A 20,622-nucleotide genomic window follows, 5' to 3' on the forward strand; every position below is an offset into this window, starting at 1 on the left:
GCATTTCACGGTTATGGTTATGATGGCATCGCGATGGCCTGCTTCTCTTCGAGCAGTTTCTCTACCACGCCAGGATCGGCGAGGGTCGAGGTATCGCCCAGATTACTGGTATCGCCCGCCGCGATTTTACGCAGAATGCGGCGCATGATTTTGCCGGAGCGGGTTTTCGGCAGTGAGTCGGTCCAGTGCAGCACGTCTGGCGTTGCCAGCGGGCCAATTTCTTTTCGTACCCAGTTGCGAACTTCGGCGTACAACTCAGGTGATGGCTCTTCGCCGTGATTCAGCGTGACGTAGGCGTAAATGGCCTGGCCTTTAATATTGTGTGGAATCCCCACCACGGCGGCTTCGGCAATCTTTGGATGTGACACCAGCGCCGACTCGATTTCAGCGGTGCCCAGACGGTGGCCGGACACGTTCAGCACGTCGTCCACGCGCCCGGTGATCCAGTAGTAACCGTCTTCGTCACGGCGTGCGCCGTCGCCGCTGAAGTACATATTTTTGAACGTGGAGAAGTAGGTCTGTTCAAAGCGATCGTGATCGCCAAACAGGGTTCTTGCCTGACCCGGCCAGGAGTCGGTGATCACCAGGTTGCCTTCGGTCGCACCTTCCAGCGGGTTGCCTTCGTTATCAACGATGGCTGGTTGTACGCCAAAGAATGGACGCGTTGCCGAACCGGCTTTCAGCTCGGTTGCACCCGGCAGTGGGGTGATCATGAACCCCCCGGTTTCGGTCTGCCACCAGGTGTCGACGACCGGGCATTTTTCGTTGCCGATCTTTTTCCAGTACCACTCCCATGCTTCCGGGTTAATCGGCTCGCCAACAGAGCCTAAAATACGCAGTGATGAACGGTTAGTGCCTTCAATCGCCTTATCACCTTCTGCCATCAGGGCGCGGATAGCCGTTGGCGCAGTATAGAGGATTGTGACCTGGTGCTTGTCCACGACCTGTGACATACGCGCCGGGGTCGGCCAGTTAGGTACGCCTTCAAACATCAGCGTGGTGGCACCGCAGGCCAGCGGGCCGTACAGCAGGTAGCTGTGGCCGGTAACCCAACCCACATCAGCGGTACACCAGTAGATATCGTCCTGATGGTAATCAAACACATACTTAAAGGTCGTTGCCGCGTAAACCAGATATCCCCCCGTGGTGTGCAGCACGCCTTTTGGCTTACCGGTTGAACCAGAGGTATACAGGATAAACAGCGGATCTTCCGCGTTCATCTCTGCCGGCTGATGTTCAGGGCTCGCTTTTTCAATAAGATCGGACCACCACAGATCGCGGCCTTCCTTCCAGTCCGTTTTTCCGCCGGTGCGTTTGAGGACAATGACATGCTCAACCGTCTTCACATTCGGGTTTTTCAGCGCATCATCCACGTTCTTTTTCAGCGGGATACCGCGTCCGGCACGTACGCCTTCATCGGCGGTGATCACCAGACGTGAATTGGAATCGATAATACGTCCGGCAACGGCTTCTGGTGAGAAACCGCCAAAGATGACCGAATGTACAGCGCCAATACGGGCGCAGGCCAGCATGGCAACCGCGGCTTCCGGGACCATTGGCATATAAATAGCCACGACATCGCCTTTTTTAATCCCCAAATCCAGAAGGGTATTAGCAAAACGGCAGACATCGCGATGCAGTTCGCGATAGGTAATGTTTTTACTCTGGGTAGCATCATCGCCTTCCCAGATAATGGCGGTGCGATCGCCGTTTTCCTGTAGGTGGCGATCAAGACAGTTTGCTGCCAGATTCAGCGTGCCGTCTTCGTACCATTTAATGGATACGTTACCAGGGGCAAAAGAGGTGTTCTTTACCTGGCTGTACGGCTTGATCCAATCAAGAATTTTTCCCTGCTCGCCCCAAAATGTGTCGGGGTCGGTAATGGACTGTTGGTATTTCGCTTCGTACTGCTCCGGGTTTATCAGGCAACGGTCCGCAATATTTGCGGGAATAGCGTGTTTGTGTATTTGGCTCATGGCTTTTGTTCTCCTTGTAGGATGTTAATAATATGTCGCACAAACGTTAAATGTAGGGGCTTTGCGAGTTTTGTTTAGTATTTGGGCGACAGATCACGCAATAACCGAATTGTGCAAATTAGCGGCAAACTGAATTTTGAAGAGAACTAGCAAAAATTGATTAAACCTCGCGATAACATGCGGTTATATAGAGAGTTTTGAAAAGGTGATCTGTGTCGGGTATAGACAAAAGAGTGAGGGATTAGAGGGGGTGAATAACTCTAAAGTGGTATTTTACATACACTTACAATTGATTAAAAACAACATTTCTTGTGGGGTTTCTTGTTACAAATAGGGTGGAGCAATGTCATGACAGTATTGTGTGGTTGCTGTTATGGAAAACAATAAAAGAACCGCCATTGCAGATAATGGCGACATCTGGATGAGACCCCTATGGCAAGGACAAAATCACGCGTACGCCGTTTCTTCAGCCTGATATTACCGTTTTTATTTATTACTGCCGTTCACGCTGAGCAAACCTCTGTACCCGCAAAGACCGTCACCGTTGAAGCGAAGAATGAAACCTTCGCCCCTCAGCATCCTGATCAATACCTCTCCTGGAAAGCCACGTCTGAACAGTCAGCCCGTGAAGATGCGCTGGCAGAAGACCCTCGTCTGGTGATCCTGTGGGCGGGATATCCTTTCTCCCGCGATTACAACAAACCGCGTGGACACGCGTATGCGGTGACCGATGTGCGTGAAACGTTACGTACCGGTGCGCCAAAAACGACAGAAGATGGTCCGTTGCCGATGGCCTGCTGGAGCTGTAAAAGCCCGGACGTCGCGCGTCTGATCCAGAAAGACGGTGAAGATGGGTACTTCCACGGTAAATGGGCGCGTGGCGGCCCGGAAATTGTTAACAACCTCGGCTGTGCTGACTGCCATAACACGGCATCAGCAGATTTCGCGAAAGGGAAGCCGGAACTGACGCTGTCGCGTCCTTATGCCGAGCGTGCGATGGAAACCATCGGCAAACCGTTTGAAAAAGCCAGCCGCTTTGATCAGCAATCCATGGTTTGCGGTCAGTGCCACGTGGAGTACTACTTTGACGGTAAGAACAAAGCCGTTAAGTTCCCATGGGATGACGGTATGAAAGTCGAGAACATGGAGAAATATTACGATGCTATCGCGTTCTCCGACTGGACGAACTCTCTGTCTAAAACCCCAATGCTGAAAGCGCAGCACCCGGAGTATGAAACCTGGAGTGCAGGCATTCACGGTAAGAACAACGTGACCTGTATCGATTGTCACATGCCGAAAGTGCAGAACGCAGAAGGCAAAATCTACACCGACCATAAGATTGGTAATCCGTTCGACAACTTCCCACAGACTTGCGCCAACTGCCACACCCAGGACAAAGCGTCCCTGCAAAAAGTGGTTGCTGAGCGTAAGCAAGCGATTCATGACCTGAAAATCAAAGTTGAAGATCAACTGGTACATGCGCACTTCGAAGCGAAGGCTGCGTGGGATGCGGGTGCGACGGAAGCGGAAATGAAGCCGATTCTGGAAGACATTCGCCACGCACAATGGCGCTGGGATCTGTCGATTGCTTCTCATGGTATCCATATGCACGCACCGGAAGAAGGTCTGCGCATGTTGGGGAGCGCGATGGATAAAGCCGCTGATGCGCGTACCAAACTGGTCCGTCTGCTGGCGACCAAAGGCATCACGCATGAAATCCCGCTGCCGGATATCTCGACCAAAGAGAAAGCCCAGCAGGCAATTGGTCTGAACATGCAGCAAATCAACGCTGAGAAGCAGGACTTCATCAAAACGGTGATTCCGCAATGGGAAGATCAGGCGCGTAAAAACGGTCTGTTAAGCCAATAACCCCATTCCGCCTCGTAAGGGGCGGATAACTCAACGGAGTGAATATGAGCGTATTACGTTCGTTATTAACTGCTGGGGTGCTGGCGTCAGGTCTGTTCTGGAGCCTGAGCGGGATAACCGCCACGCCAACACCGCAGGAGTCAGAACAACGCTGGACGGTCACCCAACAGCGTAACCCGGATGCGGCGTGCCTTGATTGTCACAAGCCGGATACCGAAGGTATGCATGGTAAACATGCAGAAGTCATCAACCCCAATAATAAACTGCCGGTTACCTGCACCAACTGTCACGGCCAGCCGTCGCCGAAGCACCGTGAAGGGGTGAAGGATGTGATGCGCTTTAACGAGCCGATGTACAACGTGGAGCAGCAGAACAGCGTCTGTATGTCCTGTCACCTGCCTGAGCAGTTGCAAAAAGCGTTCTGGCCGCACGATGTTCACGTGACGAAAGTAGCGTGCGCCAGCTGTCACTCACTGCATCCGAAGCAAGACACGATGCAGACGTTAAGCGATAAAGGACGGATCAAGATTTGCGTCGATTGCCACAGCGATCAGCGTAACAATCCAAACTTTAACCCGGCGTCGATTCCCTTGCTTAAGGAGCATCCATGAGTTGCTCTCGTCGCCAGTTTATCACCGGCGTCAGCGCGCTAGTGGCTGTTAGCGGGACGGCGGGACGCGTCGTAGCGAAGACGTTAAACATTAATGGCGTGCGTTACGGCATGGTACATGATGAGTCATTATGCATCGGTTGTACCGCGTGCATGGATGCCTGTCGGGAAGTTAACAGCGTACCGGAAGGCGTCTCGCGTCTGACGATCATTCGCAGTGAACCGCTGGGGACGTTTCCCGATGTGAAGTATCGTTTCTTCCGTCACTCGTGCCAGCACTGCGATCACGCGCCCTGTGTTGACGTCTGTCCGACGGGGGCATCGTATCGCGATGCCGCCAGCGGCATTGTGGATGTGAACCCGGATTTGTGCGTCGGTTGCCAGTATTGCATCGCCGCCTGTCCTTATCGCGTGCGCTTTATTCATCCGGTCAGCAAGACGGCGGATAAATGCGATTTTTGCCGCAAAACCAACCTGAAAGCGGGCAAGCAGCCCGCCTGCGTGGAGTCATGTCCGACGAAAGCGCTGACGTTTGGTAATCTGGACGACCCCAACAGCGAAATCTCGCGGTTGTTGCACCAGAAAAATACCTACCGTTACAAGCTGGCGCTGGGCACGAAACCGAAGGTCTACCGCGTTCCCTTTAAATATGGGGAGGTGAGCCAATGACACCCGCTTCTGCATTTCATTTTGAATCACTGGTGTGGGACTGGCCCATTGCCATCTATCTGTTTCTGATAGGCATATCTGCCGGGCTGGTGACGCTGTCGGTATTGTTACGACGGCTGCACCCGGAAGCGGGCGGTGCTGACAGCACGTTGCTGCGCACCACGCTGGTACTGGGACCGGGAGCCATTATTCTTGGTCTGCTGATCCTGGTATTCCACCTGACGCGTCCATGGACTTTCTGGAAGCTGATGTTCCACTACAGCTTCACCTCGGTGATGTCGATGGGGGTCATGCTGTTTCAGTTGTACATGGTGGTGCTGGTGCTGTGGTTGGCAAAAATCTTTGAAAAAGAGGTGATTGCCCTGCAACAGCGGTTCGTGCCGCGACTGACGATCGTGCCAAAACTCCTGACGCTAATCGCACCGTTCCATCGGTTGCTTGAAACGGTGATGCTGGTGCTGGCGGTTCTGCTCGGGGCCTACACCGGATTCCTGCTGTCGGCGTTGAAATCCTACCCGTTCCTGAATAACCCGATCCTGCCGGTGCTGTTCCTGTTCTCCGGGATTTCCTCCGGTGCGGCGGTGGCGCTGATCGCTATGGCGCTGCGTCATCGCAGTAACCCGCATAGCACCGAGGCGCACTTTGTCCACCGTATGGAAACGCCGGTGGTGTGGCTGGAAATCTTCCTGCTGGCGGCGTTCTTTGTCGGGCTGGCGCTGGGTGATGACGGCAAAATGCGCGCGCTGGTGGCAGCACTGGGCGGCGGGTTCTGGACCTGGTGGTTCTGGCTGGGTGTGGCCGGGCTTGGACTGATCCTCCCGATGCTGTTGAAACCGTGGGCTAATCGTAGCTCAACGTTTCATGGTGTACTGGCGGTATGTGGTGCCAGCCTGACTGGTGTTTTACTGCTGCGTTTCTTTATTTTGTATGCAGGACAGCTAACCGTTGCGTAAGGTGATATCTGGACGTCTTCCTTCCTGAAGCCGGTTTTCTGGCTCTGTTGTTAAGTTTCGGGGTTAACGTGTTGACCCCGCTTGCCGCGCTGGTGGGGCTCCGCCGGCGCTGGCAGGGTGTGATGCAGCTGGCCTGCGTGGGAACGTGGACGCAATTTATGCTACAGCTGATCGCCTTTGCCATTCTGGTCTTCTGTTTTATGACCAGCGACTTCTCGGTCGTCTATGTTGCTCAGCACAGCTATAGCCTGCTGCCGTGGGGATTAAAACTGGCGGCGGTATGGGGCGGTCATGAAGGTTCATTGCTGCTGTGGGTGCTGTTTCTTTCCGGCTGGAGTGCGCTGTTCGCTTTACGTTATCGACGTGAGTCTGATGCACTGTTCCCGCTGACGCTCAGCGTCCTGTCAATGATGTTGGCCTTACTGCTGCTGTTCGTGGTGGTGTGGTCCGATCCGTTCGTGCGTATCTTCCCGCCAGCTATTGAAGGGCGCGACCTGAACCCGATGCTGCAACACCTGGGGCTGATCCTGCATCCACCGCTGCTGTATCTGGGCTACGGTGGTCTGATGGTGGCGGCTGGGGTGGCGCTGGCTTCGCTGCTGCGTGGCGGCTTTAGCGCAGAAACTGCATGGGTCTGCTGGCGCTGGGCTTTACCCGGCTGGTGTGCGTTGACGCTGGGCATCATCCTTGGTTCCTGGTGGGCGTACTGCGAACTGGGTTGGGGCGGCTGGTGGTTTTGGGACCCGGTGGAAAATGCCTCTTTATTACCCTGGCTTTCTGCCAGCGCATTGCTGCACAGTTTGTATGTCTCGCGCCAGCGTGGGCTCTTCCGTCACTGGTCGCTGCTGCTGGCAATCGTCACGCTGATTTTATCGCTGCTGGGTACGTTGATTGTGCGTTCCGGCATCCTGGTGTCTGTTCATGCTTTCGCACTGGATAATGTCCGTGCCGCGCCACTGTTTGCACTATTTTCTGTCTTAAGCCTGGCGTCGCTCGGGCTGTACGCCTGGCGGGCACAGGATGGTCGCCAGACTGCGCGTTTCGGCGGCTGGTCGCGCGAGATGTTAATTCTGGTTGCGTTACTGCTGTTTTGCGCGGTGCTACTGATCGTACTGATCGGCACGCTCTATCCCATGATTTACGGTCTGTTTGGCTGGGGGCGACTTTCGGTTGGCGCGCCGTACTTTAACCGTGCCACGTTGCCGTTTGGGTTATTGATGCTGGCGGTCATCGTTATCGCAACCATCAGAAGTTGGAAAGGATCGCTACGAAGCCAGCTTCCTGCCCTGTTAGCGCATAGTGGGGTACTGGTTTTCGCGGCGGGGATCGTGTTTTCCAGCGGCAGCCGCCAGGAGATTAGCCTGAATCTGAGCCCGGGCCAGCAGGTTGAGCTGGCTGGTTATCTCTTCCGTTTTGAGCGCCTCGATCTGGAAGCAAAAGGAAATTACACCAGTGAAAAAGCACTAATTACGCTGTGGCAGAATGAAAAACGTATCGGCAGTCTGCAACCGGAGAGACGCTTCTATGCCGCGCGTCGCCAGCAAATGATGGAGCCGGGTATCCGCTGGAACCTGCTGCATGACTGGTATGCGGTAATGGGCGAAAAAACCGGACAGGACCGCTACGCGATGCGCCTGTACGTGCAAAGCGGTGTGCGCTGGATTTGGGGAGGAGGACTGCTGATGGTGCTCGGCGTACTGCTCAGCGGTTGGCGGGGGAGGACGCGCGATGCGTAGTATCTGCGGTTTTATCATCCTGTTTTTCATCACTTTCTCGACGCATGCCCAGGTTGTGGACACCTGGCACTTTGATAACCCGCAACAGCAGGAAAAAGCCCTGTCTATTGCCAGCCAACTGCGGTGTCCGCAGTGCCAAAACCAAAACTTACTGGAATCCAATGCGCCGGTGGCGGTCAGTATGCGTCATCAGGTTTACAGCATGGTTGAAGAGGGTAAAAACGAAGCAGAGATCACTGCCTGGATGACCGCGCGTTACGGTGATTTCGTTCGTTATAATCCCCCTCTGAATGAGCAAACGCTGTTTCTGTGGGCGCTACCGTGCGTGTTATTGCTGCTGGTGGGCGTGGCGATTTGGCGGGTGAGATCGCACCAGCGTACCGAGGAGGACGAGCGATGAGTCAGTCTGAACGCGCCGTGGCACCGTTCCGCCCGATGCCAGTGAAACGGCTGGCCGCAGCGGCTGTACTGATGGTTACTGCCTGCATTGGGGCTTATCTGATGACGCCAAAATGGCAGGCTGTCCGCCAGGAGCAAACACGACTGGCCGATCCATTACACGCGTTCTCTGATGAAAATGTTCAGGAAAAACAGCTGCTTTCCTTGCAGGCACAGATCCGTGCTACTCCACAGGACGGTGTGTTATGGGCGCAACTGGGGGAATATTATCTTTGGCAAAATGCGTATCACAATGCACTGCTGGCCTATGAGCAGGCGCTGCGTTTTCGGGGGGAAAACGCCGAAATCTACTCGGCGTTGGCGACGGTATTGTATTACCAGGCCGGGCAGCATATGACGCCGCAAACGCGCGAAATGATCGATAAATCCCTGGCGCTGGACGGCAATGAAGTCACCGCGCTAATGCTGCTGGCTTCCGATGCGTTTATGCAGGCTGATTACGTACAGGCGATTTCAATGTGGCAAAAAGTAATGGATTTAAACTCGCCAAGGGTGAATCGTGCGCAGTTGATCGACTCCATTAATATGGCGAAGTTGTTGCAGAATCGGCAAAAATAAATTTGTTTTTTTTGTGATTTGCATCATTTTGCCTGTTTAAAAAACAGGCAGTTGAACAAGTGGACAAAAAAAACTCATGGCAGAACTTCTTCATTTTTTATCAAATAAAAATTCTTTTATAACAAAAAGTTATTCATGATTACCGACATAAACTCGCGTTTTTATGCATAATTTCAGCTAAACCCCCTGTTCTGAAAGGCTTGCGCGAGATAGCGTGCAAATGATAATGATAATAAGCGTTAAAAAACTCTATAAACGAACGCAACACAAATCATACCCTTTCAGTATGTACTGTTCTTGCATTTTTATATGCGGAATAGCGCTCCATCGAGGAAGTCCGTTGTTATGAAAAATTTGAAAGTCAGCCTGGCATGGCAGATCTTAATCGCCATGGTGCTGGGCATTTTGCTAGGGAGTTACCTGCACTATCATAGTGACAGCCGCGAATGGCTGGTATTAAACCTGTTGCAACCGGCGGGTGATATTTTTATCCACCTGATTAAAATGATCGTCGTGCCCATTGTGATTTCCACGCTGATTGTGGGTATCGCCGGGGTGGGGGATGCAAAACAGCTGGGCCGTATTGGCGCTAAAACCATTATCTATTTCGAAGTGATCACTACCGTGGCGATTATCCTCGGTATTACGCTGGCGAACGTATTCCAGCCAGGTACCGGCGTTGATATGTCGCAGCTGGCGACCGTGGATATTTCGAAATATCAAAGCACAACGGCAGAAGTGCAGAGTCATGCACATGGCCTGATGGGCACAATTTTGTCACTGGTGCCGACCAACATCGTTGCGTCAATGGCGAAAGGCGACATGCTGCCAATTATCTTCTTCTCGGTGCTGTTCGGTTTAGGTCTGTCTTCTCTGCCTGCCACGCACCGTGAGCCGCTGGTTACCGTGTTCCGCTCTATCTCCGAAACCATGTTTAAAGTGACCCACATGGTCATGCGTTATGCGCCGGTCGGTGTCTTTGCGCTGATCGCCGTCACGGTCGCAAACTTTGGCTTTGCCTCCTTGTGGCCGCTGGCGAAGCTGGTGCTGTTGGTGCATTTTGCCATCCTGTTCTTTGCACTGGTGGTGCTGGGTATCGTGGCGCGTGTCTGTGGTCTGAGTATCTGGATCCTGATTCGTATCCTGAAAGACGAGCTGATTCTGGCGTACTCTACCGCCAGCTCTGAGAGCGTGCTGCCGCGAATTATTGAGAAGATGGAGGCCTATGGCGCACCGGCATCAATCACCAGTTTTGTGGTGCCGACCGGGTATTCATTCAACCTGGATGGTTCGACGCTGTACCAGAGTATCGCGGCTATCTTTATTGCCCAGCTGTACGGTATTGACCTGTCATTGTGGCAGGAAATCGTGCTGGTACTGACGCTGATGGTAACCTCGAAAGGGATTGCAGGCGTGCCGGGCGTATCGTTTGTGGTGCTGTTGGCGACGCTGGGCAGTGTGGGGATCCCGTTGGAAGGTCTGGCATTTATCGCCGGTGTTGACCGTATCCTCGATATGGCACGTACCGCGCTGAACGTGGTGGGTAACGCGCTGGCGGTGCTGGTGATTGCCAAGTGGGAACACAAGTTTGACCGTAAGAAAGCGCTGGCTTATGAGCGCGACGTGCTGGGCAAATTTGAAAAGACCGCTCAGTAACGATTAACAGATTGCCGGGTAAGCATAGCGCCATCCGGCAATCTGCCAGTACTAGCCATTCGTTAACTTATCAAACTCCTCGCAACCGGTATCAAACCCTTCCGTACAGCTCAGATTTAACCAGTGCAACGCCTTTTGCTTATTCTTCTCAATAAAACCCTGCTCACCGTTTAAGAACATCATCCCGGCCCAGTATTCGGAATACCCGGTGCGAGAAATGGCGGAGCTGCGTTTGAAATACCACGTCGCTTTGTCATCGTCAGCGGGAATGCCTACGCCATTGGCGTAAATCAGCCCGAGCAACATTTGCGCATCGACAGCGGAGTCGTTCTCCAGGTTTTCCGAGGCGTTTTGCAGCAATGTAATCGCTTTGGGGTAATCTGTGCGCCCGGCCTGCGTGTTCACCAGAATTCTTGCCAGCGTAATTTCCCCCGCCTTACTGCCCGCCTGGGTCGCTTTTTCGGCCAGCGTTTTGGCTTGTGGATAATCCAGACTGACCGGGTTGGTTATCTTAATTTGTGCCAGTAAGGCCCAGGCATCCGCATCACCGCTGTCGGCTGCTTTTTGCGCCCAGTATTCGGCTTTGCTCAAATCGCCTGAACTAAACCAGGTATCAGCGAGAAAGTATTGTGCGCGTCGGTCTCCAGATTCGGCTGCCTTCAGAAACTGACTGCCAGGCTCTTCGGCATGAACAAAGCCTGTTATTAGCAACATCAAGGCGAAAAGTCGTTTCATCTTATATTTAGATTTAGAGTAGGGAATGGACAGTATAGAGAGATTATTGGCATAAAAAAACGGCCTCCGAATGGAGGCCGTAGAGACAAGCTTAACCCATTGCGCTTTCGCGCAGGCTGGCTTTCAGCTTGGTGTACTCATCAATCACATACTGTTCGGCAGCACGCTGATCGGCAATGCGTTCAACATTAACGGCACAGTATTTGTACTCCGGCGTTTTGGTAATCGGGCTTAAGTTCTCGGTTACCAGTTCATTACATGCACCAATCCACCATTGATAGGTCATGTAAATCGCGCCTTTGTTCGGGCGATCGCTCACTGCCGCACGGGTGATAACTCTACCTTTGCGAGAGTTAACCCACACCAGATCTTCATCCTGAATACCCAGGCGTTCAGCGTCAGCTGTGTTGATCTGGGCATAGCCCGGCTCATCTGCCAACGCTGCCAGTGCCGCACAGTTACCGGTCATAGAACGGCAAGAGTAGTGGCCGACTTCACGCACCGTTGACAGTACCATTGGGTACTCTGGGGTGAGTTTGTCGATTGGCGCTACCCAGTCACAAGTGAAGAACTGCGCCAGGCCGTTCGGGGTGTCGAACTTCTCTTTGAAGAGGTAAGACGTACCTTGGTCGGCATCTGAGGTGTCGCGGCAAGGCCACTGGATATAACCCAGTTCGCCCATCTTCTCGTAAGTGGCACCGTAGAAATCCGGGCACAGATGACGCAACTCGTCCCAGATTTCCTGGGTGTTGTTGTAGTGCATCGGGTAACCCATACGGGTGGCAATTTCACTGATAATCTGCCAGTCCGTTTTCAGATCCCACTTCGGTTCAACAGCTTTAAAGAAGCGCTGGAAGCCACGGTCAGCCGCGGAGAATACGCCTTCATGTTCGCCCCATGACGTAGACGGTAAAATAACGTCTGCGGCAGCGGCGGTTTTGGTCATGAAGATATCCTGCACGATGACCAGTTCCAGATCTTCAAAGCCTTTGCGCACTGCGGAGAGTTCAGCATCGGTCTGTAATGGATCTTCACCCATAATGTAGGCCGCACGCACTTCGCCATGGGCCGCACGGTGCGGCAGCTCGCTGATGCGATAGCCGGTATGTGCAGGCAGGCTTTCCACGCCCCAGGCTTTGGCGAATTTCTCGCGGTTAGCCGGATCTTTCACGTACTGATAGCCCGGATAGGTATCCGGCAGCGCCCCCATGTCACATGCGCCCTGAACGTTGTTCTGGCCACGAACCGGGTTAACACCGACGCTTGGCTTACCGAGGTTACCGGTCAGCATTGCGAGGCTGGTCAGTGAGCGCACGGTTTCCACGCCCTGATAGAACTGGGTAACACCCATGCCCCACAGGATGGCTGCGCTTTTCGCCGAAGCATACATACGTGCAGCCTGACGGATATCCTGAGCGCTAACGCCAGTAATATCTTCGACGGACTCCGGCGTGTAGCCTTCGACAATCTTGCTGTACTCTTCGAATCCTTCCGTACGCGAGGCGACGAATGCCTGGTCGTACAGTTTTTCTTCGATGATGACATGACCCATAGCGTTAAGCAGCGCGATATTCGAGCCGTTTCTCAACGCGATGTGCATGTCGGCAATACGCGCAGTTTCAATTTTGCGCGGATCGCAGACGATAATTTTCGCCCCGTTGCGTTTAGCGTTGATCACGTGATTCGCCACGATAGGGTGGGAATCCGCCGGGTTATACCCGAAGATGAACACTAAATCTGTGTTATCAATTTCATTGATGGCATTACTCATTGCGCCGTTACCGACCGATTGGTGCAGACCTGCAACCGAAGGGCCGTGTCAGACGCGAGCGCAGCAGTCAACGTTATTGGTACCAATAACGGCGCGCGCAAATTTTTGCATTACATAGTTGGTTTCGTTACCCGTACCGCGAGATGAACCGGTCGTCTGAATGGCGTCCGGGCCATACTTCGCTTTGATGGCGCTCAGGCGATCGGCGACGTAATTAAGCGCTTCATCCCAGGAAACGGATTCCAGTTTGCCGCCACGCTGGCGACGGATCATTGGGGTTTTCAGACGAGGGGTCAGGATCTGGGTATCATTGATAAAATCCCAGCCATAGTAGCCCTTCAGACACAGGGTACCCTGGTTGGTTTTCCCCTGCGCCGCTTCAGCCCGGACGATTTTGCCGTTATCGACCACCAGGTTGATTTTGCAACCTGATGCGCAATATGGGCAAACCGTGACGACTTTTTTCATCGGTCTCGCTCCAGTTAATCAAATCGCGCATACGCGCTTGTCGCTTTCGTTATGCATCTTTTATGCCATGTTTTTATCAGGGGCATTCGCCGATAATACGGGCGAATTTTGCGCAAAACCCTGACGAAAAACAGCCTGTCGTCATATTTGACGTGACGAATCTTCAATACGTGACGCCCCGGCAGTGTGACCGCGGTTATGTTTCCCACATGTCCTTGTGCCTTATCACTGTCACTCTGTGCAGAATCAATCACACTCATTTAAGTTGGCCAGAAATGGGGAGGAACGATGAAGCCAGCCATACTGGTTGTGGATGATGACGAGGCAATCTGCACACTGCTCCAGGATGTGCTGAGTGAACACGTCTTTGCGGTGACCGCCTGTCATACCGGACAGGACGCGCTGCGTTGCATTGATACTCAGCCGGATATCGCGCTGGTATTGCTGGACATGATGTTGCCCGATATTAATGGCCTGATGGTGCTTCAGCAGGTGCAAAAAATAAGGCCAGGATTACCGGTGGTGATGCTGACAGGGTTAGGTAGCGAATCGGATGTGGTCGTGGGGCTGGAAATGGGGGCTGATGATTATATCGGCAAACCGTTCAATGCGCGGGTACTGGTGGCGCGGGTAAAAGCCGTGCTCAGGCGTGTCGGTGTTTTAACACCCGAAAGCAGTGGTCCACACACCACGGGGTTATCCTTTAATGGCTGGCATCTGGACACCGCAGGTTGTCAGTTACGTAATCCTCAGCAGTTGAAGGTGGACCTGACGCAGGGCGAATACAGTCTGCTGCTGGCGCTGGCACAGAACGCCCGTCGGGTGCTGAGTCGCGAACAACTGTTAGAATTCACGCGCAGTGACAGCGTTGAGGTGTTTGACCGCACTATTGATGTGTTAATCATGCGACTACGGCGAAAGATAGAGACTAACCCGCATCAGCCGATGTTGATTAAAACCCTGCGCGGGCTGGGTTATGTTTTTGCCGCCGACGTGCAGCATCACGATAAGGCGGCGTAATCAGGCATCAGTCATTGCGGTTTTTAACTCTGCCAGCGTTTTGGCGCCGTCTATTGCGTTGGCGCACAGCAAACTGGCCCGTGCGCAGGCGTGTGCCAGTCTGACGCTATCCGTCAGTGACCAGCGTTCGTGGCAGCCATACAGAAAACCGGCGCAAAACGCATCCCCCGCGCCGACGCTGCCGACGATCTCTTCCTGGGCCAGTAATTGTGAGGGTATCCAGGTGCCAGCCTGATCAGGAGCTTCACCCCATGCGCCTTCCGGACAGTGGATCACCACCCGCTGGCGCACGCCTGCGTCCAGGAGTTCGCGGGCGGCTGTCGCGATGTGCGGAATATGCAACTCGCCGTTGGGCTGGCGGATCTCCAGTCCGCTGAATTCCCCGGCCTCCAGTTCATTGATCACCAGATAGTCGAGATGGCGCAGCGCTGGCATCACCAGTGGCTGGTAGCGTGGATCGCCTTTGCGTGAGACCAGATCCAGCGATGTTTCAAAGCCGTTGTCGCGCATTTGCGCCAGCAGCCGTGCGCTACGAGTGCCAAATTCCACATCCGGCATATCCAGACTATCGAGCAGCAGCAGATAGCCGAGATGGAAGATTTTCATCGAGGTATCCAGCAGCTCAAACGCAGGCAGATCGAGTAGCCGATTGGCGCCCGGTGAGTGAAAAAAGGTGCGCTGGCCGCTGGGATCGGTCATCACCTGCGACATCGACGTGGGGGCTGATGTCGTGCGCTGAACATGCTGGCGATTAACGTGATACTGTTCCAGCATCGCCATGATGTAGTCGCCATCGCTGTCCTTGCCAATTAAGCCCACTGCCTGCAACGGTAGCCCGGTGTGCATTTTTGCCAGCGTGAGCAACACGTTCAGCGGAGCCCCCCCTGTTGCACGTTCGCTACGGGTGATCTCCGCCAGCCAGCCGCGTTCTGGCCACTGCACAATCTGATGTACATGATCGACCAGCATATTTCCTGCGGCGATAATGCCTTTACGTTCCATCAGATCTGCCCCGCGCTACCAAAAATACGCATCTGTTCAGAAACGGTATCGGTAATGGCTTCCTCAATACTCAGCAGCAGTTCGGCGAATTCGTCGTACAGCGGCTGGCGATTAGCCATACGCGACTCTACCGCAGCCAGTGCCGCCTGCGACATACCGGTGTAGAAGTTGATTTTGTGAATGCCAAGCTCGATTGCCCGGCGGAAATCGTCGTCGCTAATGCCGGAGCCGCCGTGGAGTACCAGCGGAATTGCCGCCTGCTGGCGAATCGCGTCCAGACGGGGAAAATCGAGTTGTGGCACGCCTTTGTACTTGCCGTGTGCATTGCCAATAGCAACGGCCAGCGCATCAATACCGGTTCTGTCGACGAAGTCCCGTGCCAGCATGGGGTCGGTAAACAATGATTCATCAGCATGACCGTACAACGCGCCGCCTTCATCGCCACCCACCGCGCCGAGCTCAGCTTCCACCGATACACCCACCGCATGACACATCTTCACGACTTCGCGGGTTTGACGGATATTTTCTTCGTATTCCAGCGTGGAACCATCAAACATGACCGAACTGAAGCCTAAGCGTAGCGCCCGAACCACTGACTCAAAGTGCAGACCGTGATCAAGGTTTAGCACCACCGGAATGTCATGCCTGGCGGCTTCGAACTTGACCGCTTCGACAAGGGAATCCAGCGAGATATATTTAAAATGCACTTCGGCAATGTTGATAATGAAAGGCGAACGTTCCTGTTTTGCGGCGGCAAACAGCGCGCGCAGGAAGTGTGAGTCCAGTACGTTAAATGCCCCTAAGGCATAGCGGTGCTCGCGGGCATGGGCAAGCCCATCGGCGAGGGAAATTAACGGCATAATACGCTCCTTGGTTAACGGAACAGGCGGTACTCGTTACACAGCACCAGATGCGCCGGTTCGTCTTCTTCAATGTCGTTATAGCGGGCTATTGGTTGCAGAAAATGGTTATCGTGGTCGTCGTCATTGACGGAAGAAACTTCACCGACCAGCACGTCACCAAACCCTTCTTCAGCCCAGAAGCTGTGATACAGACCGGGCGTCAGACAGATGCTTTCCCCTGGTGCCAGGCGTAACTGGCTACCTGCAGCATGGGTTTGTCGGCAACCATCAATGACCACATTGACGTCGCTGTCCTCCGTTTGTTCTCTGATACCGGCGTTCCACAGTTCGATAATCAGATTGCCGCCGCCACGATTGATGATGTCTTCACGCTTGCGCCAGTGAAAATGCATCGGCGTAAGCTGGGCATCGCGAACATGCATGATTTTCTCTGCGTAGCATTTCTCGTATGGCATACCTTTTGGCGAGCCATTACGCAGGGTAAACAGCGTTAAGCCCTGAGCGGCGAAATTGTTGCCGCCAAATGCGGTGACATCCCAACCCAATTTAAGGTCAAAGACTTCGCTCCAGGCGGAAGCATCAAGTTTTCGCCATTGCGTGGGCGGGAAACTGGCGAAAGCGGGGAGATGCACGTCGTGCTGGGAAAAAAACTGGCGTGTGTGGCCAAGAATTTCGTTTATTGCGGAGCGTTTCATGGGCAGAATTCTCCTTATATCATGCCGGACAGGGCATTTTTGCCGCCATCCGGCGTTGTTGTGGCGGGTTATTTCACCGTCCAACCCTTATAGCTGCCGACGTTGTTTTTATCGATCATCGTCACCGGGATCAGCACGGGCTCTTTCGGTGCGGGTTTCCCCTGTAATATGTCATAGCCGATTTCGACCGCTTTGGCAGCCATGACCTGCGGATCTTGTGCCGGGGTCGCCACAAATAATGAGTTTTCGCGCTTCAGCGCTTCTTCACCGTCCGGCGAACCGTCTACGCCAACAATAAAGAACTCGCTACGTTGCGCCTGTTTTGCCGCCAGATCGGCACCGATCGCGGTAGGATCGTTAATGGCGAATACGCCGTCGATCTTCGGATTAGCCGCCAGCAGGGCGGTCATGATCTCCAGACCGCCTTCACGACTGCCCTTGGCGTTCTGATTATGCGACAGCACCTTGATGTCCGGGTGGCGTTTGAACTCGGTCTGGCAGCCTTCCACGCGGTTCTGTACGGCGGAAACCGGTGGCCCGTTGATGATCACCACGTTACCTTTCCCTTTCAGGCGGTCGGTAATGTATTTACAGGCCATTTCACCGGCCTGGGTGTTATCGGAGGTGATGGTGGCGTCTGCGCCTTCCGCTGCCACGTCAACGGCGACCACCACAATGCCCGCGTCTTTCGCGCGTTTGACCGCCGGGCCGATGCCTTTGGAGTCTGCCGCGTTAAGAATGATCATGTCCACTTTGGCGGCAATAAAGTTGTCGATCTGCGAGACCTGCTGTCCCAGATCGTAACCGCTGGAAACCAGCGTCACTTTAACGCTATCGCCTGCCAGCTTGCGTGCTTCCAGCTCCGCGCCTTTGGTTATCTGCACGAAGAACGGGTTGGCAAGATCGCCCACCGTGACGCCGATTGATTTCAGTTCTTTTGCCTGCACATATGGCGTCGCGGCAAGCAGTGCGCCAGCACAGAGCGCGGTAACTAATGGCTTCAAACGCATGTTGTATTCCTCGTAGCTGTAGGGTTTTGTTGTTATGCACTTTGATGATGCCGGGTACGGTATTTGTCGATCAGCACCGCTATGATGATCACCGCCCCTTTGATCACCAGTTGCCAGAAATAAGACACGCCCATCAGCGTCATGCCGTTATTGAGCGTGGCGATAATCAGCGCACCCACCAGCGTGCCGGTAATGGTGCCGATCCCGCCGACAAAACTGGTGCCGCCGAGGATCACTGCGGCAATGGCGTCCAGCTCATAACCCATGCCTAAGTTACCGTTGGCGCTATACAGCCGGGAGGCGCTCATCACCCCGCCAAGACCTGAGAGCAAACCGCTCATGCCATAGACGAACAGCAGCACCAGCCATACTTTGATACCGGTTAAGCGTGCTGCCTGCATATTGCCGCCAACCGCGTAGATATGGACGCCGAGCGTCGTGCGGCGCAGAATGAACCAGCACACCACCACCACCGCCAGTGCAATCACCACCAGCCACGGTACCGGACCGAGATAGTTGTTGCCGATCCACTCAAAGCTGATGTTGGAGTTGATCACCGTTGTGCCATCCGCCAGCAGGTAGGCCGCGCCGCGTAACGCGGTATAAGTCCCTAGCGTGACGATAAACGGCGGCAGTCCGGCGAAGGCGACCAGTGCGCCATTAAACAGCCCCAGTACCAGGCCGAGCATCAGCGCTGCCGGAATCGACAGCATGGCCAGCTCAGGAATAAGAGAAACGACCATCGCCGCAACGGCAGTGGTGCCGAGAATTGAACCGACGGAGAGATCGATCCCACCGGTGAGAATGATGAACGTCATGCCCGCCGCCAGCACAATGTTGATCGATGCCTGACGGGTAATATTCAGCAGGTTGCTCTCCGTAAAAAAGTTTGGCGCGATAAAGCCAAATACCGCCACAATCAGGATCAGAATGGGTAAGATGCCGACCGTTTGCATCAGATCGCTCATCAACATTTTTTTTGCGGAGGCGGATTTCGCCACCTGCCGGGGAGGGGTTGAATTATTCATGGGGCACCGCCTGATGATGGGAGTCGTTCACGCCGGTTGCAAGCGTCATAATATTTTCCTGGGTAATGCTTTTCCCGTCCAGCTCGCCAGCAATACTGCCTTCCCGCATGACATATACCCGATCGCTCATGCCGACCACTTCCGGCAATTCACTGGAGATCATCAGGATCGCCACGCCTTTGCGTGCCATATCGTTCATGATCCGGTAGATCTCGCTTTTGGCACCGACGTCCACGCCGCGCGTGGGTTCATCGAGGATTAAAATGCGGGGGCCAATCGCCACCCAACGCGAGATGAGTAATTTTTGCTGATTGCCGCCGGACAAGCCGCCCGCGCGGACCTGCGCATGCGGCACGCGAATGTTGAGCAACTGGATGGCGTCATCGGAAATGGCCTGCGCTTTTTTGCGATCGAGCATGCCCCAGTTGGCGTCACGCTCCAGCGTCGCCATGGTGATGTTCTCTGCCGCCGCCAGTTCCAAAAACAGCCCCTGTTCTTTGCGGTTCTCGGTCAGAAAGCCAATGCCGTGGTCAATGGCTTCACGCGGGGAGTGGATAACCACTGGCTCGCCGTCGACTTCAATCATGCCGCCGATCGCTTTGCGTACGCCAAAAATCAGCTGCGCCAGTTCGGATCGCCCGGCGCCCACCAGACCCGCAAGGCCGACAATTTCCCCGGAACGCACTAATAAACTGCACGGCTGCACTTTGTTGCCGTCAGTCAGGTGATGCACGTTCAGGCGCGCTTTGCCGAGCGGGATATCGCGCTCTTTGTTGAACAGATCGCTTAACGGGCGGCCAACCATCATGCGCACCAGTTCCGAAGCATTAAGCTTGTCGCGGGTCAGGTTACCGACATACTGCCCATCGCGCAGTACGCTGACGCGATCGGAGAGTTCATAGACTTCTGCCATACGGTGGCTGATATAGATAATCGCCATGCCTTCATCGCGCAGGCGCATGATCAGTTCAAACAGGCGGTGCGTCTCACGCGAGGAGAGGGCAGCGGTGGGTTCATCCATGACCAGGATACGGCTGTTACGGTGCAGGGCGCGGGCGATTTCGACCTGCTGCTGCTCGGCAATGGTCAGCGTCATGACCCGGTCGCTGGCCTTAAACTGGGCACCGAGTCGGTCGATAACCTTCTGCGACTGCGTCACCATCTCTTTACGCTGGACCAGACCACCGCGCGACAATTCACTGCCGAGGAAGATATTCTCCGCCACCGTCAGATTTGGTGCGAGTTGCATCTCCTGATAAATCAGGGTAATGCCTGCACTTAACGCATCCTTGGGTCCACGAATATGAAAAGGTTGTCCGTCAATCAGGATCTCGCCGCTGGTGGCGGTATAGGCCCCCGCGAGGATCTTCATCAGGGTGCTTTTCCCCGCGCCGTTTTCGCCCATCAGGGCATGGATCTCACCCGGCCAGACCGTTAAATCGACCCCTTTCAGCGCGTAAAATTTGCCAAACGCTTTGGCAATGTTGCGCATTTCCAGAACCGGTGTCCTGCTCATAGCGGATCTCCTGCGGGGTGGCCGATAT

The 20,622-nt window shown here is 54.3% G+C and carries 17 protein-coding genes and 1 pseudogene; 9 read left to right on the forward strand and 9 right to left on the reverse strand.

Annotation, left to right across the window (positions count from 1 at the left end; translation table 11 throughout):
- Positions 1-17: 17 nt before the first annotated feature.
- Positions 18-1,976: an acetate--CoA ligase gene (acs, locus tag OGX95_RS00445; RefSeq protein ID WP_286627900.1), complete on the reverse strand. Its 1,959-nt coding sequence runs from the start codon at positions 1,974-1,976 to the stop codon at positions 18-20.
- 432 nt (positions 1,977-2,408) lie between these two features.
- Here acs and nrfA point away from each other — a divergent pair, with 432 nt between their 5' ends.
- The 8 genes and pseudogenes from nrfA to gltP all read left to right on the forward strand — a co-directional run bounded on the left by nrfA (position 2,409) and on the right by gltP (position 10,486).
- Entirely contained in the window at positions 2,409-3,845 is a 1,437-nt protein-coding gene (nrfA, locus tag OGX95_RS00450) for an ammonia-forming nitrite reductase cytochrome c552 subunit (protein ID WP_286627901.1), read from the forward strand.
- Positions 3,846-3,889: 44 nt separating this feature from the next.
- Positions 3,890-4,456: a cytochrome c nitrite reductase pentaheme subunit gene (nrfB, locus tag OGX95_RS00455; RefSeq protein WP_286627902.1), complete on the forward strand. Its 567-nt coding sequence runs from the start codon at positions 3,890-3,892 to the stop codon at positions 4,454-4,456.
- The gene (gene nrfC / locus OGX95_RS00460) at positions 4,453-5,124 is read left to right on the forward strand and encodes a cytochrome c nitrite reductase Fe-S protein (protein WP_271454537.1); all 672 of its coding nucleotides are present in this window, start codon (positions 4,453-4,455) and stop codon (positions 5,122-5,124) included. The genes nrfB and nrfC overlap by 4 nt, the downstream gene beginning before the upstream one ends.
- Positions 5,121-6,077 (forward strand): cytochrome c nitrite reductase subunit NrfD, encoded by a 957-nt coding sequence (gene nrfD / locus OGX95_RS00465; protein ID WP_286627903.1) that lies wholly within the window; start codon positions 5,121-5,123, stop codon positions 6,075-6,077. The genes nrfC and nrfD overlap by 4 nt, the downstream gene beginning before the upstream one ends.
- An 8-nt stretch (positions 6,078-6,085) precedes the next feature.
- Positions 6,086-7,813: a heme lyase CcmF/NrfE family subunit gene (locus OGX95_RS00470; RefSeq protein WP_502872737.1), complete on the forward strand. Its 1,728-nt coding sequence runs from the start codon at positions 6,086-6,088 to the stop codon at positions 7,811-7,813.
- Between the two features lie 25 nt (positions 7,814-7,838).
- Positions 7,839-8,213: pseudogene (gene nrfF, locus OGX95_RS22970) on the forward strand (heme lyase NrfEFG subunit NrfF); the annotation flags it as partial.
- Positions 8,210-8,830, forward strand: a complete 621-nt coding sequence (gene nrfG / locus OGX95_RS00475; RefSeq protein WP_286627904.1) for a heme lyase NrfEFG subunit NrfG — start codon at positions 8,210-8,212, stop codon at positions 8,828-8,830. The pseudogene nrfF and the gene nrfG, both read left to right, overlap by 4 nt.
- Positions 8,831-9,175: 345 nt before the next feature.
- Positions 9,176-10,486, forward strand: a complete 1,311-nt coding sequence (gene gltP, locus OGX95_RS00480) for a glutamate/aspartate:proton symporter GltP (protein WP_286627905.1) — start codon at positions 9,176-9,178, stop codon at positions 10,484-10,486.
- Positions 10,487-10,537: 51 nt separating this feature from the next.
- On the opposite strand, the gene yjcO is transcribed toward gltP, so the two are convergent.
- Positions 10,538-11,221 carry a Sel1 family TPR-like repeat protein YjcO gene (yjcO, locus tag OGX95_RS00485; protein ID WP_286627906.1) on the reverse strand — a complete coding sequence of 228 codons (684 nt, stop codon included), beginning with the start codon at positions 11,219-11,221 and terminating at the stop codon, positions 10,538-10,540.
- A gap of 91 nt (positions 11,222-11,312) precedes the next feature.
- On the reverse strand, positions 11,313-13,460 hold the full coding sequence (gene fdhF / locus OGX95_RS00490; RefSeq protein WP_286627907.1) for a formate dehydrogenase subunit alpha: 2,148 nt from the start codon (positions 13,458-13,460) through the stop codon (positions 11,313-11,315).
- 288 nt (positions 13,461-13,748) lie between these two features.
- On the opposite strand from fdhF, the gene OGX95_RS00495 reads away from it, so the two are divergent.
- The gene (locus OGX95_RS00495; RefSeq protein ID WP_286627908.1) at positions 13,749-14,480 is read left to right on the forward strand and encodes a response regulator; all 732 of its coding nucleotides are present in this window, start codon (positions 13,749-13,751) and stop codon (positions 14,478-14,480) included.
- Here OGX95_RS00495 and OGX95_RS00500 read toward each other — a convergent pair whose 3' ends face one another.
- From OGX95_RS00500 to OGX95_RS00525, 6 genes are all read right to left on the reverse strand, one after another.
- Complete coding sequence (locus OGX95_RS00500; RefSeq protein WP_286627951.1) at positions 14,481-15,485, reverse strand: carbohydrate kinase family protein; 1,005 nt, start codon at positions 15,483-15,485, stop codon at positions 14,481-14,483.
- Entirely contained in the window at positions 15,482-16,342 is an 861-nt protein-coding gene (locus tag OGX95_RS00505; protein ID WP_286627909.1) for a ketose 1,6-bisphosphate aldolase, read from the reverse strand. The genes OGX95_RS00500 and OGX95_RS00505 overlap by 4 nt, the downstream gene beginning before the upstream one ends.
- A gap of 14 nt (positions 16,343-16,356) precedes the next feature.
- The gene (locus OGX95_RS00510) at positions 16,357-17,040 is read right to left on the reverse strand and encodes a D-lyxose/D-mannose isomerase (protein ID WP_286627910.1); all 684 of its coding nucleotides are present in this window, start codon (positions 17,038-17,040) and stop codon (positions 16,357-16,359) included.
- A gap of 68 nt (positions 17,041-17,108) precedes the next feature.
- A complete protein-coding gene (locus OGX95_RS00515) occupies positions 17,109-18,050 on the reverse strand; it encodes an ABC transporter substrate-binding protein (protein WP_260862264.1) in 942 nt (313 codons plus the stop codon).
- Positions 18,051-18,082: 32 nt separating this feature from the next.
- Positions 18,083-19,078 carry an ABC transporter permease subunit gene (locus tag OGX95_RS00520; RefSeq protein WP_286627912.1) on the reverse strand — a complete coding sequence of 332 codons (996 nt, stop codon included), beginning with the start codon at positions 19,076-19,078 and terminating at the stop codon, positions 18,083-18,085.
- On the reverse strand, positions 19,071-20,594 hold the full coding sequence (locus OGX95_RS00525) for a sugar ABC transporter ATP-binding protein (protein ID WP_286627913.1): 1,524 nt from the start codon (positions 20,592-20,594) through the stop codon (positions 19,071-19,073). The genes OGX95_RS00520 and OGX95_RS00525 overlap by 8 nt, the downstream gene beginning before the upstream one ends.
- Positions 20,595-20,622 lie beyond the last annotated feature (28 nt).

Origin of the sequence: Citrobacter sp. Cu233 (assembly GCF_030332225.1) — a bacterium.
In the GTDB taxonomy this organism is placed as follows: Bacteria; Pseudomonadota; Gammaproteobacteria; order Enterobacterales; family Enterobacteriaceae; genus Citrobacter.

What these genes read in the sequence shown, in the direction of transcription:
- nrfA (WP_286627901.1), top strand. Translation starts at nt 2,409, where the DNA reads ATGGCAAGGACAAAATCACGCGTACGCCGTTTCTTCAGCCTGATATTA.
- gltP (WP_286627905.1), top strand. Translation starts at nt 9,176, where the DNA reads ATGAAAAATTTGAAAGTCAGCCTGGCATGGCAGATCTTAATCGCCATG.
- OGX95_RS00515 (WP_260862264.1), bottom strand. Translation starts at nt 18,050, where the DNA reads ATGCGTTTGAAGCCATTAGTTACCGCGCTCTGTGCTGGCGCACTGCTT.
- yjcO (WP_286627906.1), bottom strand. Translation starts at nt 11,221, where the DNA reads ATGAAACGACTTTTCGCCTTGATGTTGCTAATAACAGGCTTTGTTCAT.
- nrfG (WP_286627904.1), top strand. Translation starts at nt 8,210, where the DNA reads ATGAGTCAGTCTGAACGCGCCGTGGCACCGTTCCGCCCGATGCCAGTG.
- acs (WP_286627900.1), bottom strand. Translation starts at nt 1,976, where the DNA reads ATGAGCCAAATACACAAACACGCTATTCCCGCAAATATTGCGGACCGT.
- OGX95_RS00510 (WP_286627910.1), bottom strand. Translation starts at nt 17,040, where the DNA reads ATGAAACGCTCCGCAATAAACGAAATTCTTGGCCACACACGCCAGTTT.
- nrfC (WP_271454537.1), top strand. Translation starts at nt 4,453, where the DNA reads ATGAGTTGCTCTCGTCGCCAGTTTATCACCGGCGTCAGCGCGCTAGTG.
- OGX95_RS00495 (WP_286627908.1), top strand. Translation starts at nt 13,749, where the DNA reads ATGAAGCCAGCCATACTGGTTGTGGATGATGACGAGGCAATCTGCACA.
- OGX95_RS00505 (WP_286627909.1), bottom strand. Translation starts at nt 16,342, where the DNA reads ATGCCGTTAATTTCCCTCGCCGATGGGCTTGCCCATGCCCGCGAGCAC.
- nrfD (WP_286627903.1), top strand. Translation starts at nt 5,121, where the DNA reads ATGACACCCGCTTCTGCATTTCATTTTGAATCACTGGTGTGGGACTGG.
- nrfB (WP_286627902.1), top strand. Translation starts at nt 3,890, where the DNA reads ATGAGCGTATTACGTTCGTTATTAACTGCTGGGGTGCTGGCGTCAGGT.
- OGX95_RS00520 (WP_286627912.1), bottom strand. Translation starts at nt 19,078, where the DNA reads ATGAATAATTCAACCCCTCCCCGGCAGGTGGCGAAATCCGCCTCCGCA.
- OGX95_RS00525 (WP_286627913.1), bottom strand. Translation starts at nt 20,594, where the DNA reads ATGAGCAGGACACCGGTTCTGGAAATGCGCAACATTGCCAAAGCGTTT.